Annotated in this window: 17 protein-coding genes; 10 read left to right on the forward strand and 7 right to left on the reverse strand. The window is 66.5% G+C overall.

Annotated elements, in window-relative coordinates; all coding sequences use genetic code 11:
• Positions 1–4: 4 nt before the first annotated feature.
• Genes choV through VDQ18_RS07880 form a run of 3 tightly spaced genes read right to left on the reverse strand, consistent with a single transcriptional unit; the run spans position 5 to position 2,948 of the window.
• On the reverse strand, positions 5–1,114 hold the full coding sequence (choV, locus tag VDQ18_RS07870; protein ID WP_323020423.1) for a choline ABC transporter ATP-binding protein: 1,110 nt from the start codon (positions 1,112–1,114) through the stop codon (positions 5–7).
• Positions 1,111–1,962 (reverse strand): choline ABC transporter permease subunit, encoded by an 852-nt coding sequence (choW, locus tag VDQ18_RS07875; RefSeq protein WP_323020424.1) that lies wholly within the window; start codon positions 1,960–1,962, stop codon positions 1,111–1,113. The genes choV and choW overlap by 4 nt, the downstream gene beginning before the upstream one ends.
• A 56-nt stretch (positions 1,963–2,018) precedes the next feature.
• Positions 2,019–2,948: a choline ABC transporter substrate-binding protein gene (locus VDQ18_RS07880; protein WP_323020425.1), complete on the reverse strand. Its 930-nt coding sequence runs from the start codon at positions 2,946–2,948 to the stop codon at positions 2,019–2,021.
• Positions 2,949–3,065: 117 nt separating this feature from the next.
• On the opposite strand from VDQ18_RS07880, the gene betI reads away from it, so the two are divergent.
• From betI to VDQ18_RS07905, 5 genes are all read left to right on the forward strand, one after another.
• Complete coding sequence (gene betI, locus VDQ18_RS07885) at positions 3,066–3,644, forward strand: choline-responsive transcriptional repressor BetI (protein WP_323020426.1); 579 nt, start codon at positions 3,066–3,068, stop codon at positions 3,642–3,644.
• A 1-nt stretch (position 3,645) separates the two neighbouring features.
• Positions 3,646–5,298 carry a choline dehydrogenase gene (betA, locus tag VDQ18_RS07890; RefSeq protein WP_323020427.1) on the forward strand — a complete coding sequence of 551 codons (1,653 nt, stop codon included), beginning with the start codon at positions 3,646–3,648 and terminating at the stop codon, positions 5,296–5,298.
• Positions 5,299–5,352: 54 nt separating this feature from the next.
• Positions 5,353–6,009, forward strand: coding sequence for a thermonuclease family protein (locus VDQ18_RS07895; protein WP_323020428.1), 657 nt, complete (start codon positions 5,353–5,355; stop codon positions 6,007–6,009).
• 24 nt (positions 6,010–6,033) lie between these two features.
• The gene (locus tag VDQ18_RS07900; protein WP_323020429.1) at positions 6,034–6,585 is read left to right on the forward strand and encodes a hemerythrin domain-containing protein; all 552 of its coding nucleotides are present in this window, start codon (positions 6,034–6,036) and stop codon (positions 6,583–6,585) included.
• Positions 6,586–6,648: 63 nt separating this feature from the next.
• Complete coding sequence (locus VDQ18_RS07905; protein WP_323020430.1) at positions 6,649–6,891, forward strand: YdcH family protein; 243 nt, start codon at positions 6,649–6,651, stop codon at positions 6,889–6,891.
• Between the two features lie 52 nt (positions 6,892–6,943).
• Here VDQ18_RS07905 and VDQ18_RS07910 read toward each other — a convergent pair whose 3' ends face one another.
• The 3 genes from VDQ18_RS07910 to VDQ18_RS07920 form a co-directional block, all read right to left on the reverse strand.
• The gene (locus tag VDQ18_RS07910) at positions 6,944–8,350 is read right to left on the reverse strand and encodes a helix-turn-helix domain-containing protein (RefSeq protein ID WP_323020431.1); all 1,407 of its coding nucleotides are present in this window, start codon (positions 8,348–8,350) and stop codon (positions 6,944–6,946) included.
• Positions 8,351–8,412: 62 nt separating this feature from the next.
• On the reverse strand, positions 8,413–9,615 hold the full coding sequence (locus VDQ18_RS07915; protein ID WP_323020432.1) for a multidrug effflux MFS transporter: 1,203 nt from the start codon (positions 9,613–9,615) through the stop codon (positions 8,413–8,415).
• Between the two features lie 50 nt (positions 9,616–9,665).
• Positions 9,666–10,016 carry a DMT family protein gene (locus VDQ18_RS07920; protein WP_323020433.1) on the reverse strand — a complete coding sequence of 117 codons (351 nt, stop codon included), beginning with the start codon at positions 10,014–10,016 and terminating at the stop codon, positions 9,666–9,668.
• Positions 10,017–10,207: 191 nt separating this feature from the next.
• On the opposite strand from VDQ18_RS07920, the gene VDQ18_RS07925 reads away from it, so the two are divergent.
• From VDQ18_RS07925 to VDQ18_RS07940, 4 genes are all read left to right on the forward strand, one after another.
• Complete coding sequence (locus VDQ18_RS07925) at positions 10,208–11,740, forward strand: acyl-CoA carboxylase subunit beta (protein WP_323020434.1); 1,533 nt, start codon at positions 10,208–10,210, stop codon at positions 11,738–11,740.
• 268 nt (positions 11,741–12,008) lie between these two features.
• The gene (locus VDQ18_RS07930) at positions 12,009–12,164 is read left to right on the forward strand and encodes a hypothetical protein (RefSeq protein ID WP_157957954.1); all 156 of its coding nucleotides are present in this window, start codon (positions 12,009–12,011) and stop codon (positions 12,162–12,164) included.
• An 84-nt stretch (positions 12,165–12,248) separates the two neighbouring features.
• Positions 12,249–12,653: a hypothetical protein gene (locus VDQ18_RS07935; protein WP_323020435.1), complete on the forward strand. Its 405-nt coding sequence runs from the start codon at positions 12,249–12,251 to the stop codon at positions 12,651–12,653.
• A 64-nt stretch (positions 12,654–12,717) separates the two neighbouring features.
• Positions 12,718–14,721, forward strand: coding sequence for an acetyl/propionyl/methylcrotonyl-CoA carboxylase subunit alpha (locus tag VDQ18_RS07940; RefSeq protein ID WP_323020436.1), 2,004 nt, complete (start codon positions 12,718–12,720; stop codon positions 14,719–14,721).
• A gap of 65 nt (positions 14,722–14,786) precedes the next feature.
• Here VDQ18_RS07940 and VDQ18_RS07945 read toward each other — a convergent pair whose 3' ends face one another.
• Positions 14,787–15,242, reverse strand: coding sequence for a DUF4174 domain-containing protein (locus VDQ18_RS07945; RefSeq protein WP_323020437.1), 456 nt, complete (start codon positions 15,240–15,242; stop codon positions 14,787–14,789).
• A 118-nt stretch (positions 15,243–15,360) separates the two neighbouring features.
• On the opposite strand from VDQ18_RS07945, the gene VDQ18_RS07950 reads away from it, so the two are divergent.
• Positions 15,361–16,435 (forward strand): methylmalonyl-CoA mutase family protein (locus tag VDQ18_RS07950; RefSeq protein ID WP_323020438.1); only part of this gene is annotated, 1,075 nt, incomplete at its 3' end.

Genomic DNA, 16,435 nt, shown 5'->3' on the forward strand with positions numbered 1-16,435 from the left:
GGGCTCAGACCGCCTCCTCGGCCCGCCCGCCATCGCCCCGCTGCGCCACAAGCGCCGCCACCGCGCTCGCGTCGGTCAGCAGGCCCACGACCTGCCCGCCCTCGGTCAGCAGGATCCGACCGCGCCCCTCGGCCAGCCGCTCCATCGCCGCCTTCAGCGGCGTCGCTGCGGGCAGGGTCAGGCCCGCGGGCATCGGGCTGGGCGCCGGCACCATCGCATCACGCGCGGTCAGCACGCCCAGCGGGTTCATATGCGCCACGAAATCCGCAACATAGCCATTGGCGGGCTTGGTGTAGATCTCGGACGGGGTGCCGCATTGGATGATCCGCCCGCCCTCCATGATGGCGATGCGGCTGCCCAGCTTGAAGGCCTCGTCGAGGTCATGGCTGACGAAGATGATCGTACGCTTGAAGCGCGCCTGCAGGTCCAGAAGCTCGTCCTGCAAGCGGGTGCGGATCAGGGGATCCAGCGCGCTGAAGGGCTCGTCCATCAGCAGGATCGGCGCCTCGGTGGCGAAGGCGCGGGCGAGGCCCACGCGCTGCTGCATCCCGCCCGAGAGTTCAGCCACCTTGCGCCCGGCCCATTGCGAGAGGCCGACGAGTTCCAGCTGCTCCTCGACCCGCCGGGTCCGCTCCTTGCGGCCGACACCCGCCAGTTCCAGCCCGAGGCCCACATTCTCGCGCACCGAGCGCCAGGGCAGCAGGCCGAATTGCTGGAACACCATGGCCACGCATTCGCGCCTGAGCTTGCGCAGTTCCGCCTTGCTGGCGGTCCCGACCGAGGCGCTCCACTCGTCGTCATGGACGATGACCTCGCCCTGCACGATGGGGTTGAGGCCGTTGACGGACCGCAGCAGCGTGGACTTGCCGGAGCCCGACAAACCCATCAGCACCAGAATCTCGCCCTGCGCCACGTCGATGGAGCAATCGTGCACGCCCAGGATCTGGCCGGTTTCCTTCTGGATGTCGCTGCGGGACTGGCCGGTCTCCATCAGCGGAATGGCACGCCAGGGATTGTCGCCGAACACGATGGAAACATGGCGGAACGAGACGGCGGTCTTCGGCTCGGCCGGGACGGCGATGGTTTCGGTGGGGGCTTCTGTGGCGTCGGTCACGATTTGGCCTCCACCCGCAGCATGCGGTCCAGCATGATGGCGACGGCGACGATCACCGCGCCCGATTCAAAGCCCAGGGCCGCGTTGACCGAATTGAGCGCGCGCACCACCGGCACGCCCAGCCCCGGCGCGCCGACCAGTCCGGCGATCACCACCATCGACAGCGACAGCATGATCGTCTGGTTGAGCCCGGTCATGATCTGGGGAAAGGCCCAGGGCAGCTCGACCTTGAAGATCCGCTGCATGTTGGTCGAGCCGAAGGCGGTCGCCGCCTCGCTCAGCGCGGTGGGGGTGGAGCGGATGCCGAGTTCGGTGAGCCGGATGGCGGCGGGCATGGCGAAGATCACGGTCGCGACCAGCCCCGGGACCATGCCAAGGCCGAAGAGCACCAGCACCGGGATCAGATAGACGAAGGTCGGGAGCGTCTGCATCAGGTCCAGAACCGGGGTCAGGAAGCGGTAGAATTTCGGGTGATGGGCGCTGAAGATGCCCAGCGGCACCCCCACCGCCATGCAGACCGCGCAGGAGCCCAGCACCAGAACCAGCGTCTGCATCGTCAGGTCCCAGTAATTCTGGTTCCAGGCAAACAGCGCGCAGCCGACGACGATGGCGACCGCCACCCATTTGCGCTGCAAGGCCCAGGTGATCGCCGCGAAGATGGCGATGATGATCAGGGGATGGGGTGCCATCAGCGCCGTGGACAGCGCATCCACCGCGGTCCGCAGCCCCAGTTCGACCGCGTCGAAGAACGGCCAGAAATTGTCCTGCACCCAGGTAAAGAGGGTGGCAACGGTGCGCCCGACAGGGATCTTGGCCCCGGTCACGGCGTCGGAAATCGGGTCGGCCATACGTGCTCCACCGGATGCGAAGGCCCCGGCCCGCAGGGGCCGGGGTCAGGAGGGGATCAGCCGTCGAGCGCGGTGTTCACGGCGGCCAGGCCGTCGCCGCCATCCAGCGTGGTCACGCCGACCATCCAGGGGCTGAGGACATGGCGGTGGTCGGCCAGCCAGGCCCGGGCCGCGGCACCGGGCTCGGTCCCGTCATTGAGGATCGCGCCCATGATCTCGTTCTCCATGGCCAGGGTGAATTCCATGTTGCCAAGAAGCCGGCCCACGTTCGGGCATTCGGTGACATAGCCCGCGCGGGTGTTGGTGTAGATCTCGGCGCCGCCCAGGTTCGGGCCGAAGTAATCGTCACCGCCTTCCAGATAGGTCATCTGGAAATTGGCGTTCATCGGATGCGGCTCCCAGCCCAGGAACACCACCGGCTCGTTGCGGCGGTCCGAGCGCTGGACCTGCGCCAGCATCCCCTGTTCCGAGCTTTCCACCACCTCGAAGCCCTGAAGCCCGAAAGCGTCGGCCGAGATCATGTCGAGGATCAGGCGGTTGCCGTCATTGCCCGGCTCGATGCCATAGATATGGCCGCCCAGCGCGTCGCGATGCGCGGCGATATCGGCGAAGGAGGCGATGCCCAGCGCGGCGCCGGCGGCATTGGTGGCCAGCGTGTATTTGGCGCCGGTCAGGTTCATGCGCACCGTGTCGACGGTCCCCGCCTCGCGGAACGGGGCGATATCGGCCTCCATCGTCGGCATCCAGTTGCCGAGGAACACGTCGATATCGCCGTTGGCCATCGAGGTGTAGGTCACCGGCACCGACAGCACCAGCGTCTCGGTCTCATATCCCAGCGCGTCCAAGATCGTGGTGGCGACGGCGGTGGTGGCGGTGATGTCGGTCCAGCCCACATCCGAGAAACGGACGGTGCCGCAATCGGCGAAGGCGGGGGCGGTTGCCAGGGCCAGAACGGCGGTGGTCAGCGAAAAGCGGGTAATGCGCATTGTCTCTCCTGTCAGAATATTTTTGTTGATTGACTGATCAATAAACATTGGTCTAGCACGGAATCAACAAAAATTGCGGGGCGGGCCGAGTCCGAACCGGGTGGAAGGGAACGTACGATGCCCAAGATCGGGATGGAGCCTATACGACGTGCCTCGCTGATCAAGGCCACAATCACCGAGATCGGAGCCGTGGGCTCGCTCGAGGTGACGGTTGCCCGGATCGCCAAGCGCGCGGGCATGTCCTCGGCGCTGGCGCATCATTATTTCGGCTCGAAAGAGGCGATGTTCCTGGCTGCCATGCGCCATGTGCTGACCGTCTACGGTGCCGAGGTACGCGGCGCGCTGGCCAGTGCCGAGGGCGGCGAGGGGCGGGCGCGGGCGGTGATCCGGGCCTCGTTCGCGGGCGCCAATTTCCGGCGCGAGGTGGTGGCGGCCTGGCTCAATTTCTACGTCCTGGCCCAGACCCTGCCCGAGGCGCGGCGCCTTCTCAACGTCTATCAAAAGCGCATCGTGTCGAACCTGACCCACGCCCTGCGCCCCCGTCTGGGCGCCGCGGCGGTCGAGGTTGCCTCCTCCATTGCGGCGATGATCGACGGGGCCTATCTGCACGCCGCGCTGGGCGCGGAATCGCCCGATGCGGCCCGGGCCACGGCGCGGGTCGAGGCCTATCTGACGCTGGCCCTGAAGGGACGCTGACATGCAGGCCGAGTATGTGATCGTAGGCGCCGGTTCGGGCGGGTCGGCGGTGGCGTTCCGCCTGGCCGAGGCGGGGCATTCGGTGATCGTCGTGGAATTCGGCGGCTCGGACGCCGGGCCCTTCATCCAGATGCCGGGGGCGCTGAGCTACCCGATGAACATGAAGCGCTACGATTGGGGCATGGCGTCCGAGCCCGAGCCCGGCCTCGGCGGGCGCTCGCTGGTCACGCCGCGCGGCAAGGTGATCGGCGGCTCCTCCTCGATCAACGGCATGGTCTATGTGCGCGGCCACGCCCGCGACTATGACCATTGGGCCGAACAGGGGGCGGACGGCTGGTCCTATGCCGATGTGCTGCCCTATTTCAAACGGCTGGAAACCTGGCATGGCGAGGCCGATGCTGGCGGCGGCGCCGACTGGCGCGGCAGCGACGGCCCGCTGCACATCAGCCGGGGCAGGCGCGAGAATCCGCTGTTCAATGCCTTCATCGAGGCCGGGCGCCAGGCGGGCTATCCCGTCACCCGCGATTACAACGGCCAGCAGCAGGAAGGCTTCGGCGCCATGGAGGCGACGATCAAGGGCGGCGTGCGCTGGTCGGCGGCCCGGGCCTATCTGAAACCGGCGCTGAAGACCGGGCGGGTGCGGCTGGTCCGGGGCCTCGCCGCGAAAGTGGTGATCGAGGGCGGAAAGGCCACCGGCGTCGAACTGTCGGACGGCCGGGTCATCACCGCTGGGCGCGAGGTGATCCTCGCCGCCTCATCCCTCAACACCCCGAAACTGCTGATGCTCTCGGGCATCGGTCCGGCCGCGCATCTGGCAGAGCACGGCATCGCGGTGGTGGCCGACCGGCCGGGCGTCGGCGCGAACCTGCAGGACCATCTGGAACTCTACCTGCAATTCGCCACCAAGACGCCGATCTCGCTCTACAAATACTGGAACCTCTGGGGCAAGGCCTGGGTCGGCGCGCAATGGATGATCCTGGGCCGCGGGCCCGGCGCCTCGAACCAGTTCGAAAGCTGCGGTTTCATCCGCTCGGCGGCGGGTGTCGACTATCCCGATATCCAGTACCATTTCCTGCCCATCGCCGTGCGCTACGACGGCCGCGCCGTGGCCGAGGGGCACGGGTTCCAGACCCATGTCGGGCCGATGCGCTCCAAGTCCCGGGGCAGCGTGCGGCTGCGCTCGAAGGATCCCGCCGACAATCCGGTGATCCGCTTCAACTACATGTCCCATCCCGACGACTGGACCGACTTCCGCGCCGCCATCCGCCTGACGCGCGAGATCATGGAGCAGCCTGCCATGGCGCTGCATGTGAAGCACGAGATCCAGCCGGGCGCGGCGGTGCAATCGGACGAGGCGCTCGACGCCTTCATCCGCGAACACGCCGAATCGGCCTTCCACCCCTGCGGCACGGCCCGCATGGGGCGGCGTGACGACCCGATGGCGGTGGTCGATCCGCAGGGAAGGGTGATCGGGGTCGAGGGGTTGCGCGTGGCCGACAGCTCGATCTTCCCGCGCATCACCAACGGCAATCTCAACGGGCCCTCGATCCTGGTGGGTGAGAAGATGGCGGACCATATCTTGGGGAAGGGCCCGCTGCCTGCCTCAAATCTTGAGCCCTGGATCAACCCCGACTGGGCGGTGGCGCAGCGTTAAGGAAATCTTGACGACGCCCTTGCGGCCGGAGTCCGGCCCCCGTAGATCGGGGGCATGTTAAAGATTTGTTCACTTCTCGTTCTCATGCTGGCCGGGGCGGCGCAGGCTGACATCCGGGGGGTGGCCCGGGTCATCGACGGCGACACGCTGGAGGTGGCGGGGGTGCACATCCGCCTCTTCGGCATCGACGCACCGGAAATGGACCAGCCCTGTGGCGACTGGGCCTGCGGGCGCTGGGCGCGGGACGAACTCGCGCGGCTGATCGGCGGGCGGCGCGTCACCTGTTCCGAGGGGGCGCCTGACCGCTATGGCCGGGTGCTGGCGCGCTGCGACGCCGGGCGCGGCGATCTGGGGCAGGCCATGGTGCAGGGCGGGGCGGCCTTCGCCTATCGCCGCTATGCCCTCGATTACGTCGGCGCCGAACGCGTGGCCCGGGCGGAAGAGCGCGGTCTCTGGCGGGACGGCGGGCGCGGCGTCACCCTGCCCGAGGATTTTCGCGCCGCGCACCGCTCCTCGGTGACGGAAGAGCCGCAGCAGGCGCCCCGGGGCGCCTGCGCGATCAAGGGCAATATCTCGGACAGCGGGCGGGTCTATCATCTGCCCGGCCAGCGCGATTATGATCGCACCCGGATCGACACGGGGCGGGGCGAGCGCTGGTTCTGCACCGAAGCCGAGGCGCGCGCCGCCGGATGGCGCCGCGCCCGCCGCTGACCGCCGCGTTCAGAAAGGACCCCGATGGACGAGCTTGAAACCCGCGAGTCGCTGCCCGAAGCGCTGCGCATTCTCCTGGCCGATTACCCGCGCGAGGCCTGGGAGGCGCATCCGCATTTCCACGGCCTGACCAGTTATTGGCTCGAACGGCACCTCGGCTTCCGCCGCCTGCTGCCGCTGCTGCAGGACCGCGCCCGCGGCATCATCGAGCGCGATGCCGAGCCCGAGCCGCAGATGCTGGTCCGGCTGGCGGGCACGCTGCTCAATGACCTGCACGGCCACCATCAGGTCGAGGATCACCATTATTTCCCGCTGCTGTCCCAGACCGAGCCGCGCCTCGAACACGGGTTCGCGCTGCTCGACGCCGACCACCACACGCTGGACGCCCATCTGCACGCGCTGGCCGACCGCACCAATGCGGTGCTGAAGGCGCTGTCCGAAAACCAGCCCCCGCGCGAGACGGCGGCGCGGCTCGATGAGGCGCTGAAGCCCTTCGCCCGCTTCCTCGACCGGCATCTGAGCGACGAGGAAGATCTGGTCGTGCCGATAATTCTGCATCGCGGGGTCAGCTTCTGATCCAGATCAAGGGCTTCAGCGATTCGGCGGGCTAGCCTGCAGGGGCAACGAACGGAGACGAGCATGTCCAACACGCCCCACGAACTGGCCGAAGAATTCCCCGCCGAGGTCGAGCGCATGCATGCGCTGAAGACCGCGGACGCGCATTTCGCCAAGCTCTTCGACGAGTATCACGAGGTGAACAAGGCCATCCACCGCGCCGAAACCAAGGTCGAGCCGGTGACGGAAGAGCATGAAACCGCGCTGCGCAAGACGCGCATGGCGTTGAAGGACCAGATCGCCGCCAAGCTGCGCGAAACCGCCTGAACCGCGCGACAGACCGCCTGAAGGGGCCGCTTCCGGGCGGCCCCTTTCGCGTTCAGGGGCCGCTCTGTTCGGCGATGGCATAGGGCAGCACGCCCCGCCGGTCGGGGTCGATGCGCAGCTCCTGCTCCAGCGGCGGGACCGAGCGCTGGTGGCAATCGGGTCGGGCGCAGATCCGGCAGGAAATGCCGATCGGCTCGAAGGCCTGCGGATGGCTCAGGTCCATGTCGTCGGCATAGGTCAGCTGATCGGCATGGCGGATCTCGCAGCCAAGGCCGATGGCATAGCGCCGCACCGGCGCCCGGAACGAGCCGCCGCTTTTCGACACGTCCCGGGCCAGGGAGAAGTACCGCACGCCGTCCGGCGTCTCGGCCAGCTGGCGCAGGAAACGGCCCGGCGTCTCGAAGGCCTGATGCACGTTCCACAGCGGGCAGGCGCCGCCGTAGCGGGCGAATTGCAGCCGCGTCGCCGAATGCCGCTTGGTGATCGTACCCGCCTGATCGACCCGGACGAAATAAAAGGGCACGCCCTTGGCACCCGGCCGCTGCAGGGTCGAAAGCCGGTGCGCGACCTGCTCGATCGAGGCGCCGAAACGGTCGGCCAGCATCTCCAGATCGTGGCGGGTTTCCTGCGCCGCAGTCAGGAAGGCACGATAGGGCAGCAGCGCGGCCCCGGCGAAGTAATTGGCCAGCCCGATCTTGGCGATGCCCCTTGCCTCGTCCGATTGGAAACGGGCCAGGTCCAGCGTCGCCTCCAGCAGCTCGTTCTGGGTCAGCAGGGCGATCTGGTGCAGCAGCTGGAAGCGGCGGGTCGCGCCGGTGGCTTTTGTTGATAAAGTGAGGATCCGACGCTGGGGATCGTAGCGTCTGAGCATCGGATCATCGGAAAACTGCAAGCCGATGCTGCGCCGCTCCAGCAATTTCCCCGCCTTCGCCTCGATGCTTTCCGGCCCCTGGGCGAAATGCTCGGCGGCGCGGTCGACGGCATCGAGGTAATTGTCGCAGTAATGGAAGAAGTCGCGCACCTCCTCCCAGGGCGAGGCGCGTAACATCCTGTCATCGCGGCCCAAAGCCTCGTCCAGGGATGCCAGACGTTCATGTGTCTGACGATAGGCCCGGTGCAGGGCCAGCAGGGCGCGGGCCACCCCGGGCGCGTTCGAGGCCACCAGCCGCAGATCCGCGGCCGAGGGCGCCGGGGCGGGAAACACCGGATCGGCCAAAGCCTCGCGCAGGTCGGTGACCATGCGCTCGCTGTCGCCGGTGGACAGCTCTGTCACATCGGTGCCGAATTCGCGCGCCAAGGCCAGCACCACCGCGGTCGAGACCGGGCGGTTGTTGTTCTCCATCTGATTGAGATAGGGCAGCGAGACGCCCAGCCGGGCCGCGAATTCCTTCTGCGTCAGCTGCAGCCGCGAGCGGATCTCGCGCAGCTTTGCCCCCGCATAAAGCTTCTGCACGGCCATCGCAGCCTCCCGCTTTGCAATGCCTGAACCCTAGCTTTGCAAAGCGGTCTTGCCAAGCGGGCTCAGAGGCCCAGCTGCCTGTTGCGGCGGATGACCAGCAGGATCGACAGGATCGAGCCGATCATCGAGGCGCTCATGATCACGATCAGCGGCCAGGCGCCGGTCTCTTCGGTGAGCATGGCCCCGGCCATGGCCGAAAGCGCCGCGCCGCCGCCGATCATGAAGGCGCCGCCCAGGCCCGCCGCAGTGCCCGCCAGTGCCGGGCGGACCGACAGCATCCCGGCGTTCGAATTGGGCAGCACCAGCCCGTTGCCGATGCCGACGATCAGGAAGGGCACGAAGAACCCCGCCGCGCCGCCCCAGCCGGTGGCGACGGCGAAGATCTGCACCACGATGCCGATGGCCATGCCGATATTGCCGTAGATGATCATCCGCACCACGCCGAAGCGCGTGGAATAGCGGCCCGACAGGTAATTGCCCATGCCATAGCCGACGCCGGTCACGCCGAAGAAGAGACCCAGCTCGCTGGGGGTCAGGCCATAGATCTCGGATCCGACGAAGGGCGCGCCGCCGAGATAGGCGAAGAACACGCCCGAGGAAAACGCCGTGGTCAGCACATAGCCCCAGAAGCGCGGCGAGGTCAGCAGCTCGGGATAATCGGCGATCTGGGCGCGGAAGCTCGACGGGCGACGCTCCATCGTCTCGCCCAGATCGGCCCAGACCAGCCAGAGAACCAGCGCGCCCAGCACCGCCAACAGCAGGAAACTGGCCTGCCAGCCCCAGACCTCGTCCAGCGCGCCGCCGACGATCGGCCCCAGCATCGGCACGATCGACATGCCCAGCGTCACATAGGCGATCATCGAGGCCGCGCGGTCCTCGTCCACCATGTCGCGCACGATGGCGCGGCCCAGGGCCATGCCGGTCGCGACCGAGGCCTGCAGCATGCGGAAGATCAGGAAGACCGTGGCGTTGGGGGCAAGCAGCGTGCCGACGCTGGCCAGGAGGAACACGCCCAGCGACACCAGCACGATGTTGCGCCGCCCGAAACGGTCGGACAGCGGGCCGATCACCAGCTGCAGGACGGCGCTGAAGGCCAGATAGACCGAGATCGACAGCTGCATCAGCCGGTAATCCGCGTCGAAATATTCCGCCATGTTCGGCAGCGACGGCAGGAAGACGTTCATCGACAGCGCAGAGACGGCCGAGAGCAGAATCAGCGTCGCCAGATGCGGGGGGGTTTTGCGGTCCAGGAACCGGGGTGTCACACCATTCATTTCACAAGCGTAAAGACGCCCGCCGGGAGTGTCCAGTGCCCTCAGAACGGACGGTGAAAGATGACCGCGGCGCCCGCAGCGATCAGCGTGAAGCCCAGCGCGTGATTCCAGGTCAGCGGCTCTTTCAGATAGAACACCGAAAAGGCGGCGAAGACGCTGAGCGTGATGACCTCCTGAATGGTCTTCAGCTGCGCGGCCGAGAAGACCTCGTGCCCGATGCGGTTGGCGGGCACCTGCAGCAGGTATTCGAAAAAGGCGATGCCCCAGCTGATCAGGATGACGGTGATCAGCGGCGCGCTGCGGTACTTCAGATGCCCGTACCAGGCGAAGGTCATGAAAACATTCGAGGCGAGCAGCAGCAGGATGGTCTGCTGCGGGACGGACAGGGGCATGGCGCGCCGGGGGTTGCAATTGCGGTTTGACTGCGGGCTATAAACCGGCCGCACCCCCGTGCAAGCGGCCAGAATTAGCAGATTTGCATTTCGCACTGACCACTTGCCAAGTGCTTTGCAAATTTTCTCGATTTTGCTTCCTTTGCTGCAGGCGCGAACGTACATTGCGCGCCAAATCCGAGGAGGGCGCGATGAAGGATATTCTGCAAGAGCTCGAGAACCGGCGGGCGGCCGCGCGTCTGGGAGGCGGTCAGCGCCGCATCGACGCCCAGCACGCCAAGGGCAAGTTGACGGCGCGGGAACGTATCGAGCTGCTGCTGGACGAGGGCTCGTTCGAGGAATTCGACACCTTCGTCGCCCATCGCTGCACCGATTTCGGCATGGAGCAGGACCGCCCGGCGGGGGACGGCGTGGTGACCGGCTGGGGCACGGTCAACGGCCGCATGGTCTATGTCTTCAGCCAGGATTTCACCGTCTTCGGCGGCTCGCTGTCGGAAACCCATGCCCAGAAGATCTGCAAGATCATGGACATGGCGATCCAGAACGGCGCCCCGGTGATCGGGCTGAACGATTCGGGCGGCGCCCGGATTCAGGAAGGCGTGGCCTCGCTGGCGGGCTATGCGGATGTGTTCCAGCGCAACATCATGGCCTCGGGCGTGGTGCCGCAGATCTCGGTGATCATGGGCCCCTGCGCCGGGGGTGCCGTGTACTCGCCGGCGATGACCGACTTCATCTTCATGGTGCGCGATTCGTCCTACATGTTCGTGACCGGCCCCGATGTGGTGAAGACCGTCACGAACGAGATCGTCACCGCGGAGGAACTGGGCGGGGCCTCGACCCACACCAGGAAATCCTCGGTCGCCGATGGCGCCTTCGAGAATGACGTGGAGGCGCTGATCGAGGTCCGCCGCCTGATCGACTTCCTGCCGCTCAACAACCGCGAGAAGCCGCCGGTCCGCCCCTTCTTCGACGAGCCGGGCCGGATCGAGGAAAGCCTCGACACGCTGATCCCCGACAATCCGAACACCCCCTACGACATGAAGGAACTGATCCTGAAGGTCGCGGACGAGGGCGATTTCTACGAGATCCAGCAGGATTTCGCCAAGAACATCATCACCGGCTTCATCCGTCTGGAAGGCCAGACGGTGGGCGTGGTGGCGAACCAGCCGATGGTGCTGGCCGGGTGCCTCGACATCGATTCGAGCCGCAAGGCCGCCCGTTTCGTGCGCTTCTGCGACGCCTTCGAGATCCCGATCCTGACGCTGGTCGACGTGCCGGGCTTCCTGCCCGGCACCGGCCAGGAATACGGCGGCGTCATCAAGCACGGCGCGAAACTGCTCTTTGCCTATGGCGAGGCGACGGTGCCGAAGGTCACGGTCATCACCCGCAAGGCCTATGGCGGCGCCTATGACGTCATGGCGTCGAAGCATCTGCGCGGCGATTTCAACTATGCCTGGCCCACCGCCGAGATCGCGGTGATGGGGGCCAAGGGCGCGGTCGAGATCCTCTATCGCAGCGAGCTGGGCGACAAGGAGAAGATCGCGGCGCGCACCAAGGATTACGAGGACCGCTTCGCCAATCCCTTCGTCGCCGCCGAGAAGGGCTTCATCGACGAGGTGATCCAGCCCCGTTCGACCCGCCGCCGGGTGTCGCGGGCCTTTGCCTCGCTCCGCGGCAAGAAGCTGAGCAATCCGTGGAAAAAACACGACAACATCCCGCTGTGATGGCGGGACCCCACCGACCCCAGCATCTGAGGCCGCACTTCCAGCCGGCGCTAGATGTTGATTTTTTCACCTCACCCAGTTCGCGCCCTGGTGCGACAAAACCACAGAACGCCTCGCAAGCCCCCATGTTTGAACACAAAAACTGGATTCGACCTCTGCCTTCGGGTAAGCTCGCGGACAGCGCAACCAATGTGGTTTGTGCAGAAAAGAGCATCCGGCGTCTCGGGACCTCCCGGCGACCGGACCGCGAAGAGAGCAGGAGTAACGCATGTCCACATCGACCATCGGCGTTTTCGCCGGTGCCCTCGCGCTGGCGGTTCTGGGTGGTTGCAGCCACTTCCACCACCAGCAAGAAGAGTACGTCGCCGTCGAGCCCGCGCCGCAGCCGATCTACGTCGAGCCGGTCGCCCCGAAATACCGCTGACCGCGCGCCTTCGGGCGTGACAGAGTTTCGGGCGGGGCCCGGCGCGCCCCCCCCCGCCCGCCGCCTGCCGCTGGGGGTGACCTCATGCTGAAGCACCGCGGCTTTCCCGGGCGCCTGCCCGGCACCGATTTCCAGTTCACCATCCGCCGCGCCAACGTGAAGGAAGGGGCCACCCCCCTGATCGCGCGCGAGCGCTACAAGGACCGTCGCGCGCCCGACCGGGCCGCCGACCGCGGTTTCATGGCCGCGCTCTGGGAGCATTTCGGCGAGGAGCCCTTCGAGCGCGGCAACCTCGATGCCGGGCGCCTGTCCTGGCTCTTCGGTCGTGAGGTGGTGGCCGCGGAAGATCCCTTCGATCCGAAAAGCTACGACGCGCTGCTGCGCATCGACCTGGCCAAGGCCCGCGTCTCGTTCCCTGAGATCTTCGACGATCTGGAGGAGGACGATGACGAGGAGGATGAGCCCTGGGACGAGGAGGACGACGCATGAGCCGCCCTCGGATCATCGCCGCACAGAACGAATTTGGGGCCCCGTCCGGGGCGGGGGAGTGAGCATGTTCAAGAAGATCCTGATCGCCAACCGCGGCGAAATCGCCTGCCGGGTCATCAAGTCGGCGCGCAAGATGGGCATCAAGACGGTCGCCGTCTATTCCGATGCCGACCGCAACGCGCTGCATGTGAAGATGGCCGATGAGGCGGTGCACATCGGCCCGCCGCCCGCCAACCAATCCTATATCGTCATCGACAAGATCATGGACGCGATCCGCCAGACCGGCGCCGAAGCGGTCCATCCGGGCTATGGGTTCCTCAGCGAAAACATGAAGTTCGCCGAGGCGCTGGAAAAGGAAGGCGTGATCTTCGTCGGCCCGCCCAGCCCCGCGATCGAGGCGATGGGCGACAAGATCACCTCGAAGAAGCTGGCGCAGGAAGCGGGCGTGAGCACGGTGCCGGGCTACATGGGCCTGATCGCCGATGCCGAAGAGGCGGTGACGATCTCGGACCAGATCGGCTATCCTGTGATGATCAAGGCCAGCGCGGGCGGCGGCGGCAAGGGGATGCGCATCGCCTGGAACGCGCAGGAGGCGCGCGAAGGGTTCGAATCGTCCAAGAACGAGGCCGCGAACAGCTTCGGTGACGACCGGATCTTCATCGAGAAATTCGTGACGCAGCCGCGCCATATCGAGATCCAGGTGCTGGCCGACAAGCACGGCAATTGCGTCTACCTGCACGAGCGCGAATGCTCGATCCAGCGCCGCAACCAGAAGGTTATCGAAGAGGCGCCCTCGCCCTTCCTCGATGAGGCGACCCGCAAGGCGATGGGCGAGCAGGCCTGCGCGCTGGCCAAGGCGGTGGGCTATACAAGCGCCGGGACCGTGGAATTCATCGTCGATGGCGAGCGGAACTTCTATTTCCTCGAGATGAACACCCGCCTGCAGGTGGAGCATCCGGTGACGGAACTCATCACCGGCGTCGACCTCGTGGAGCAGATGATCCGCGTCGCCAATGGCGAGCCGCTGCCCTTCAAGCAGGAAGACCTGAAGATCAACGGCTGGGCGATGGAAAGCCGCCTCTATGCCGAGGATCCCTATCGCAACTTCCTGCCCTCGATCGGCCGTCTGACCCGCTACCGCCCGCCGGTCGAAGGGCCGACCACCCGCGGCGGCATCGTGCGCAACGATACGGGCGTCTTCGAGGGCGGCGAGATCTCGATGTACTATGACCCGATGATCGCCAAGCTCTGCACCTGGGGCAAGACCAGGGCCGAGGCGATCGAGGAAATGCGCCTGGCGCTCGACACGTTCGAGGTCGAGGGGATCGGCCACAACCTGCCGTTCTGCGCGGCGGTGATGGACCATCCGCGCTTCACCTCGGGCAACATCACCACCGCCTTCATTGCCGAGGAATTCCCCGAAGGCTTCCACGGCGTCTCGCTTCCCGCCGCGATGCTCAAGCGCGTCTCGGCGGCGGCGGCGGCGATGAACCGGGTGGCCGAGATCCGGCGCACGCGGCTGTCCGGCCGGATGGACAACCACGAGCGCAAGGTCGGCGACGATTGGGTCGTCTCGATCCAGGGCGAGGATTTCCCGGTGGCGATCCGCGCCGACCGGGGCGGCGCCACGGTGGCCTTCGCCGATGGCGCGGCGATGCGGGTCGAATCGGACTGGACGCCGGGGCAGACGCTGGCCCGGGTGCTGGTCGATGGCGAGCCCTTGGTGATGAAGGTCGGCCGCGTGACCGGCGGCTACCGCATCCGGGTGCGCGGCGCTGATCTGAAGGTGCATATCCGCACCCCGCGTCAGGCGGAACTGGCCCGCCTGATGCCCGAGAAGATGCCGCCCGATACCTCGCGGCTGCTGCTCTGCCCGATGCCGGGGCTGATGGTGAAGCTGTCGGTGAACGAGGGCGACGAGGTCTTCGAGGGCCAGGCGCTCTGCACCGTCGAGGCGATGAAGATGGAGAACATCCTGCGCGCCGAGAAGAAGGGCGTGGTCAAGAAGATCAACGCCACCGTCGGCGGCTCGCTGATGGTCGACGATGTGATCATGGAGTTCGAATAAGTGCTGCCGCGCGCCCTTCATTCTGCCCCAAATACGCCTCTTCGGGCGGGGCAGGGGCGCGCGGGTTACCGCCCCGCCGGCAGGCGCTCCAGCAATTCCTGGCGCCTGAGCGGGAAGCGGTCGATCATGTCGCCGATCTCGCGCACGTCGCGGGGGGCGGGGCGGCGCTGCTTGATCTCGCCGTCCTTGTCGATGATCGCCAGCATGAAGCCGCGGGGCCTGAGCCTCTGCCGCAGCAGGCTGCCTGAATTGCGGTCGCTGTCGACGATCACCACCACATCGCGGGTCAGCAGGTCGCCGGGCCGTTCCGCGATGTCGCGCATCTGGCGCTGGAACGCGGGGTCGTTGGGGCTGTCGGCCATCACCGCGACGATGCGCAGCGTCCAGAGGAAATCCTCGGGGTCCACATCGGCCGCGTCGAGGATCATCAATTCCGGCGTCACCGCCTCCGGTTCGACCGTTTGCGCGAGGGATGCGTGGGGCGCGAGCAGCACGAGCAGCGCAACGAGGACGGACTTCATCGGCGGTAGGACTCCCTTTCGCCCCCATATAAGCAATCCCCAGGCGATTGCACCCGTGATCACACAGATTTCGCCCCGGCCCCGCCTGGCCGCGGCCTGACGCTTTGGAGGAACCCCGATGTCCGAGACCGACAAGATGAAAGCCTGGGAAGCGCTGGCCGCCAAGGAGCTGAAGGGCGCCTCGCCCGAGACGCTGACCTGGCAGACGCTGGAGGGGATCGCGGTGAAGCCGGTCTATACCGAGGCCGATCTGGAGGGGCTGGACCATCTGGGCTCGATGCCCGGCATGGCGCCTTTCACCCGCGGCCCCCGCGCGACGATGTACGCGGGCCGCCCCTGGACCATCCGCCAGTATGCCGGTTTCTCGACCGCCGAGGAATCGAACGCCTTCTATCGCAAGGCCTTGGCCGCCGGGCAGCAGGGCGTCTCGGTCGCCTTCGACCTGGCCACGCACCGCGGCTATGACAGCGACCATCCGCGCGTGGTGGGCGATGTGGGCAAGGCCGGTGTGGCCATCGATTCAGTCGAGGACATGAAGATCCTTTTCGACGGCATCCCGCTGGAGAAGGTCTCGGTCTCGATGACCATGAACGGGGCGGTGATCCCGATCCTGGCGAATTTCATCGTCACGGGCGAGGAGCAGGGCGTCGACCGCAAGCTGCTCTCCGGGACCATCCAGAACGACATCCTCAAGGAGTTCATGGTCCGCAACACCTATGTCTATCCGCCCGAGCCCTCGATGCGGATCATTGCGGATATCATCGAATACACCTCGGCCGAGATGCCGAAGTTCAACTCGATCTCGATCTCCGGCTACCACATGCAGGAAGCCGGCGCGAACCTGGTGCAGGAGTTGGCCTTCACGCTGGCTGACGGGCGCGAATACGTCCGGGCGGCGCTGGCGCGGGGCATGGATGTGGACGCCTTCGCCGGGCGGCTCAGCTTCTTCTTCGCCATCGGCATGAATTTCTTCATGGAAGCGGCGAAGCTGCGGGCGGCGCGGCTGCTCTGGCACCGCATCATGACCGAGTTCAACCCGAAGAAATCGGGTTCGCTGATGCTGCGGACCCATTGCCAGACCTCGGGCGTGTCGTTGCAGGAACAGGACCCCTACAACAACGTCGTCCGCACCGCCTATGAGGCGCTGGCGGCGGCGCTGGGCGGCACGCAGTCGCTGCACACCAACGCGCTGG

This window comes from Pararhodobacter sp., assembly GCF_034676075.1.
Classification (GTDB): Bacteria; Pseudomonadota; Alphaproteobacteria; order Rhodobacterales; family Rhodobacteraceae; genus Pararhodobacter.

Coding starts and splice junctions, on each gene's coding strand:
- VDQ18_RS07920 (WP_323020433.1), bottom strand. CDS start 10,016: ATGCCCCTGTCCGTCCCGCAGCAGACCATCCTGCTGCTGCTCGCCTCG.
- VDQ18_RS07940 (WP_323020436.1), top strand. CDS start 12,718: ATGTTCAAGAAGATCCTGATCGCCAACCGCGGCGAAATCGCCTGCCGG.
- VDQ18_RS07880 (WP_323020425.1), bottom strand. CDS start 2,948: ATGCGCATTACCCGCTTTTCGCTGACCACCGCCGTTCTGGCCCTGGCA.
- VDQ18_RS07930 (WP_157957954.1), top strand. CDS start 12,009: ATGTCCACATCGACCATCGGCGTTTTCGCCGGTGCCCTCGCGCTGGCG.
- VDQ18_RS07935 (WP_323020435.1), top strand. CDS start 12,249: ATGCTGAAGCACCGCGGCTTTCCCGGGCGCCTGCCCGGCACCGATTTC.
- betI (WP_323020426.1), top strand. CDS start 3,066: ATGCCCAAGATCGGGATGGAGCCTATACGACGTGCCTCGCTGATCAAG.
- VDQ18_RS07905 (WP_323020430.1), top strand. CDS start 6,649: ATGTCCAACACGCCCCACGAACTGGCCGAAGAATTCCCCGCCGAGGTC.
- VDQ18_RS07925 (WP_323020434.1), top strand. CDS start 10,208: ATGAAGGATATTCTGCAAGAGCTCGAGAACCGGCGGGCGGCCGCGCGT.
- VDQ18_RS07895 (WP_323020428.1), top strand. CDS start 5,353: ATGTTAAAGATTTGTTCACTTCTCGTTCTCATGCTGGCCGGGGCGGCG.
- VDQ18_RS07945 (WP_323020437.1), bottom strand. CDS start 15,242: ATGAAGTCCGTCCTCGTTGCGCTGCTCGTGCTGCTCGCGCCCCACGCA.
- VDQ18_RS07910 (WP_323020431.1), bottom strand. CDS start 8,350: ATGGCCGTGCAGAAGCTTTATGCGGGGGCAAAGCTGCGCGAGATCCGC.
- choW (WP_323020424.1), bottom strand. CDS start 1,962: ATGGCCGACCCGATTTCCGACGCCGTGACCGGGGCCAAGATCCCTGTC.
- VDQ18_RS07900 (WP_323020429.1), top strand. CDS start 6,034: ATGGACGAGCTTGAAACCCGCGAGTCGCTGCCCGAAGCGCTGCGCATT.
- betA (WP_323020427.1), top strand. CDS start 3,646: ATGCAGGCCGAGTATGTGATCGTAGGCGCCGGTTCGGGCGGGTCGGCG.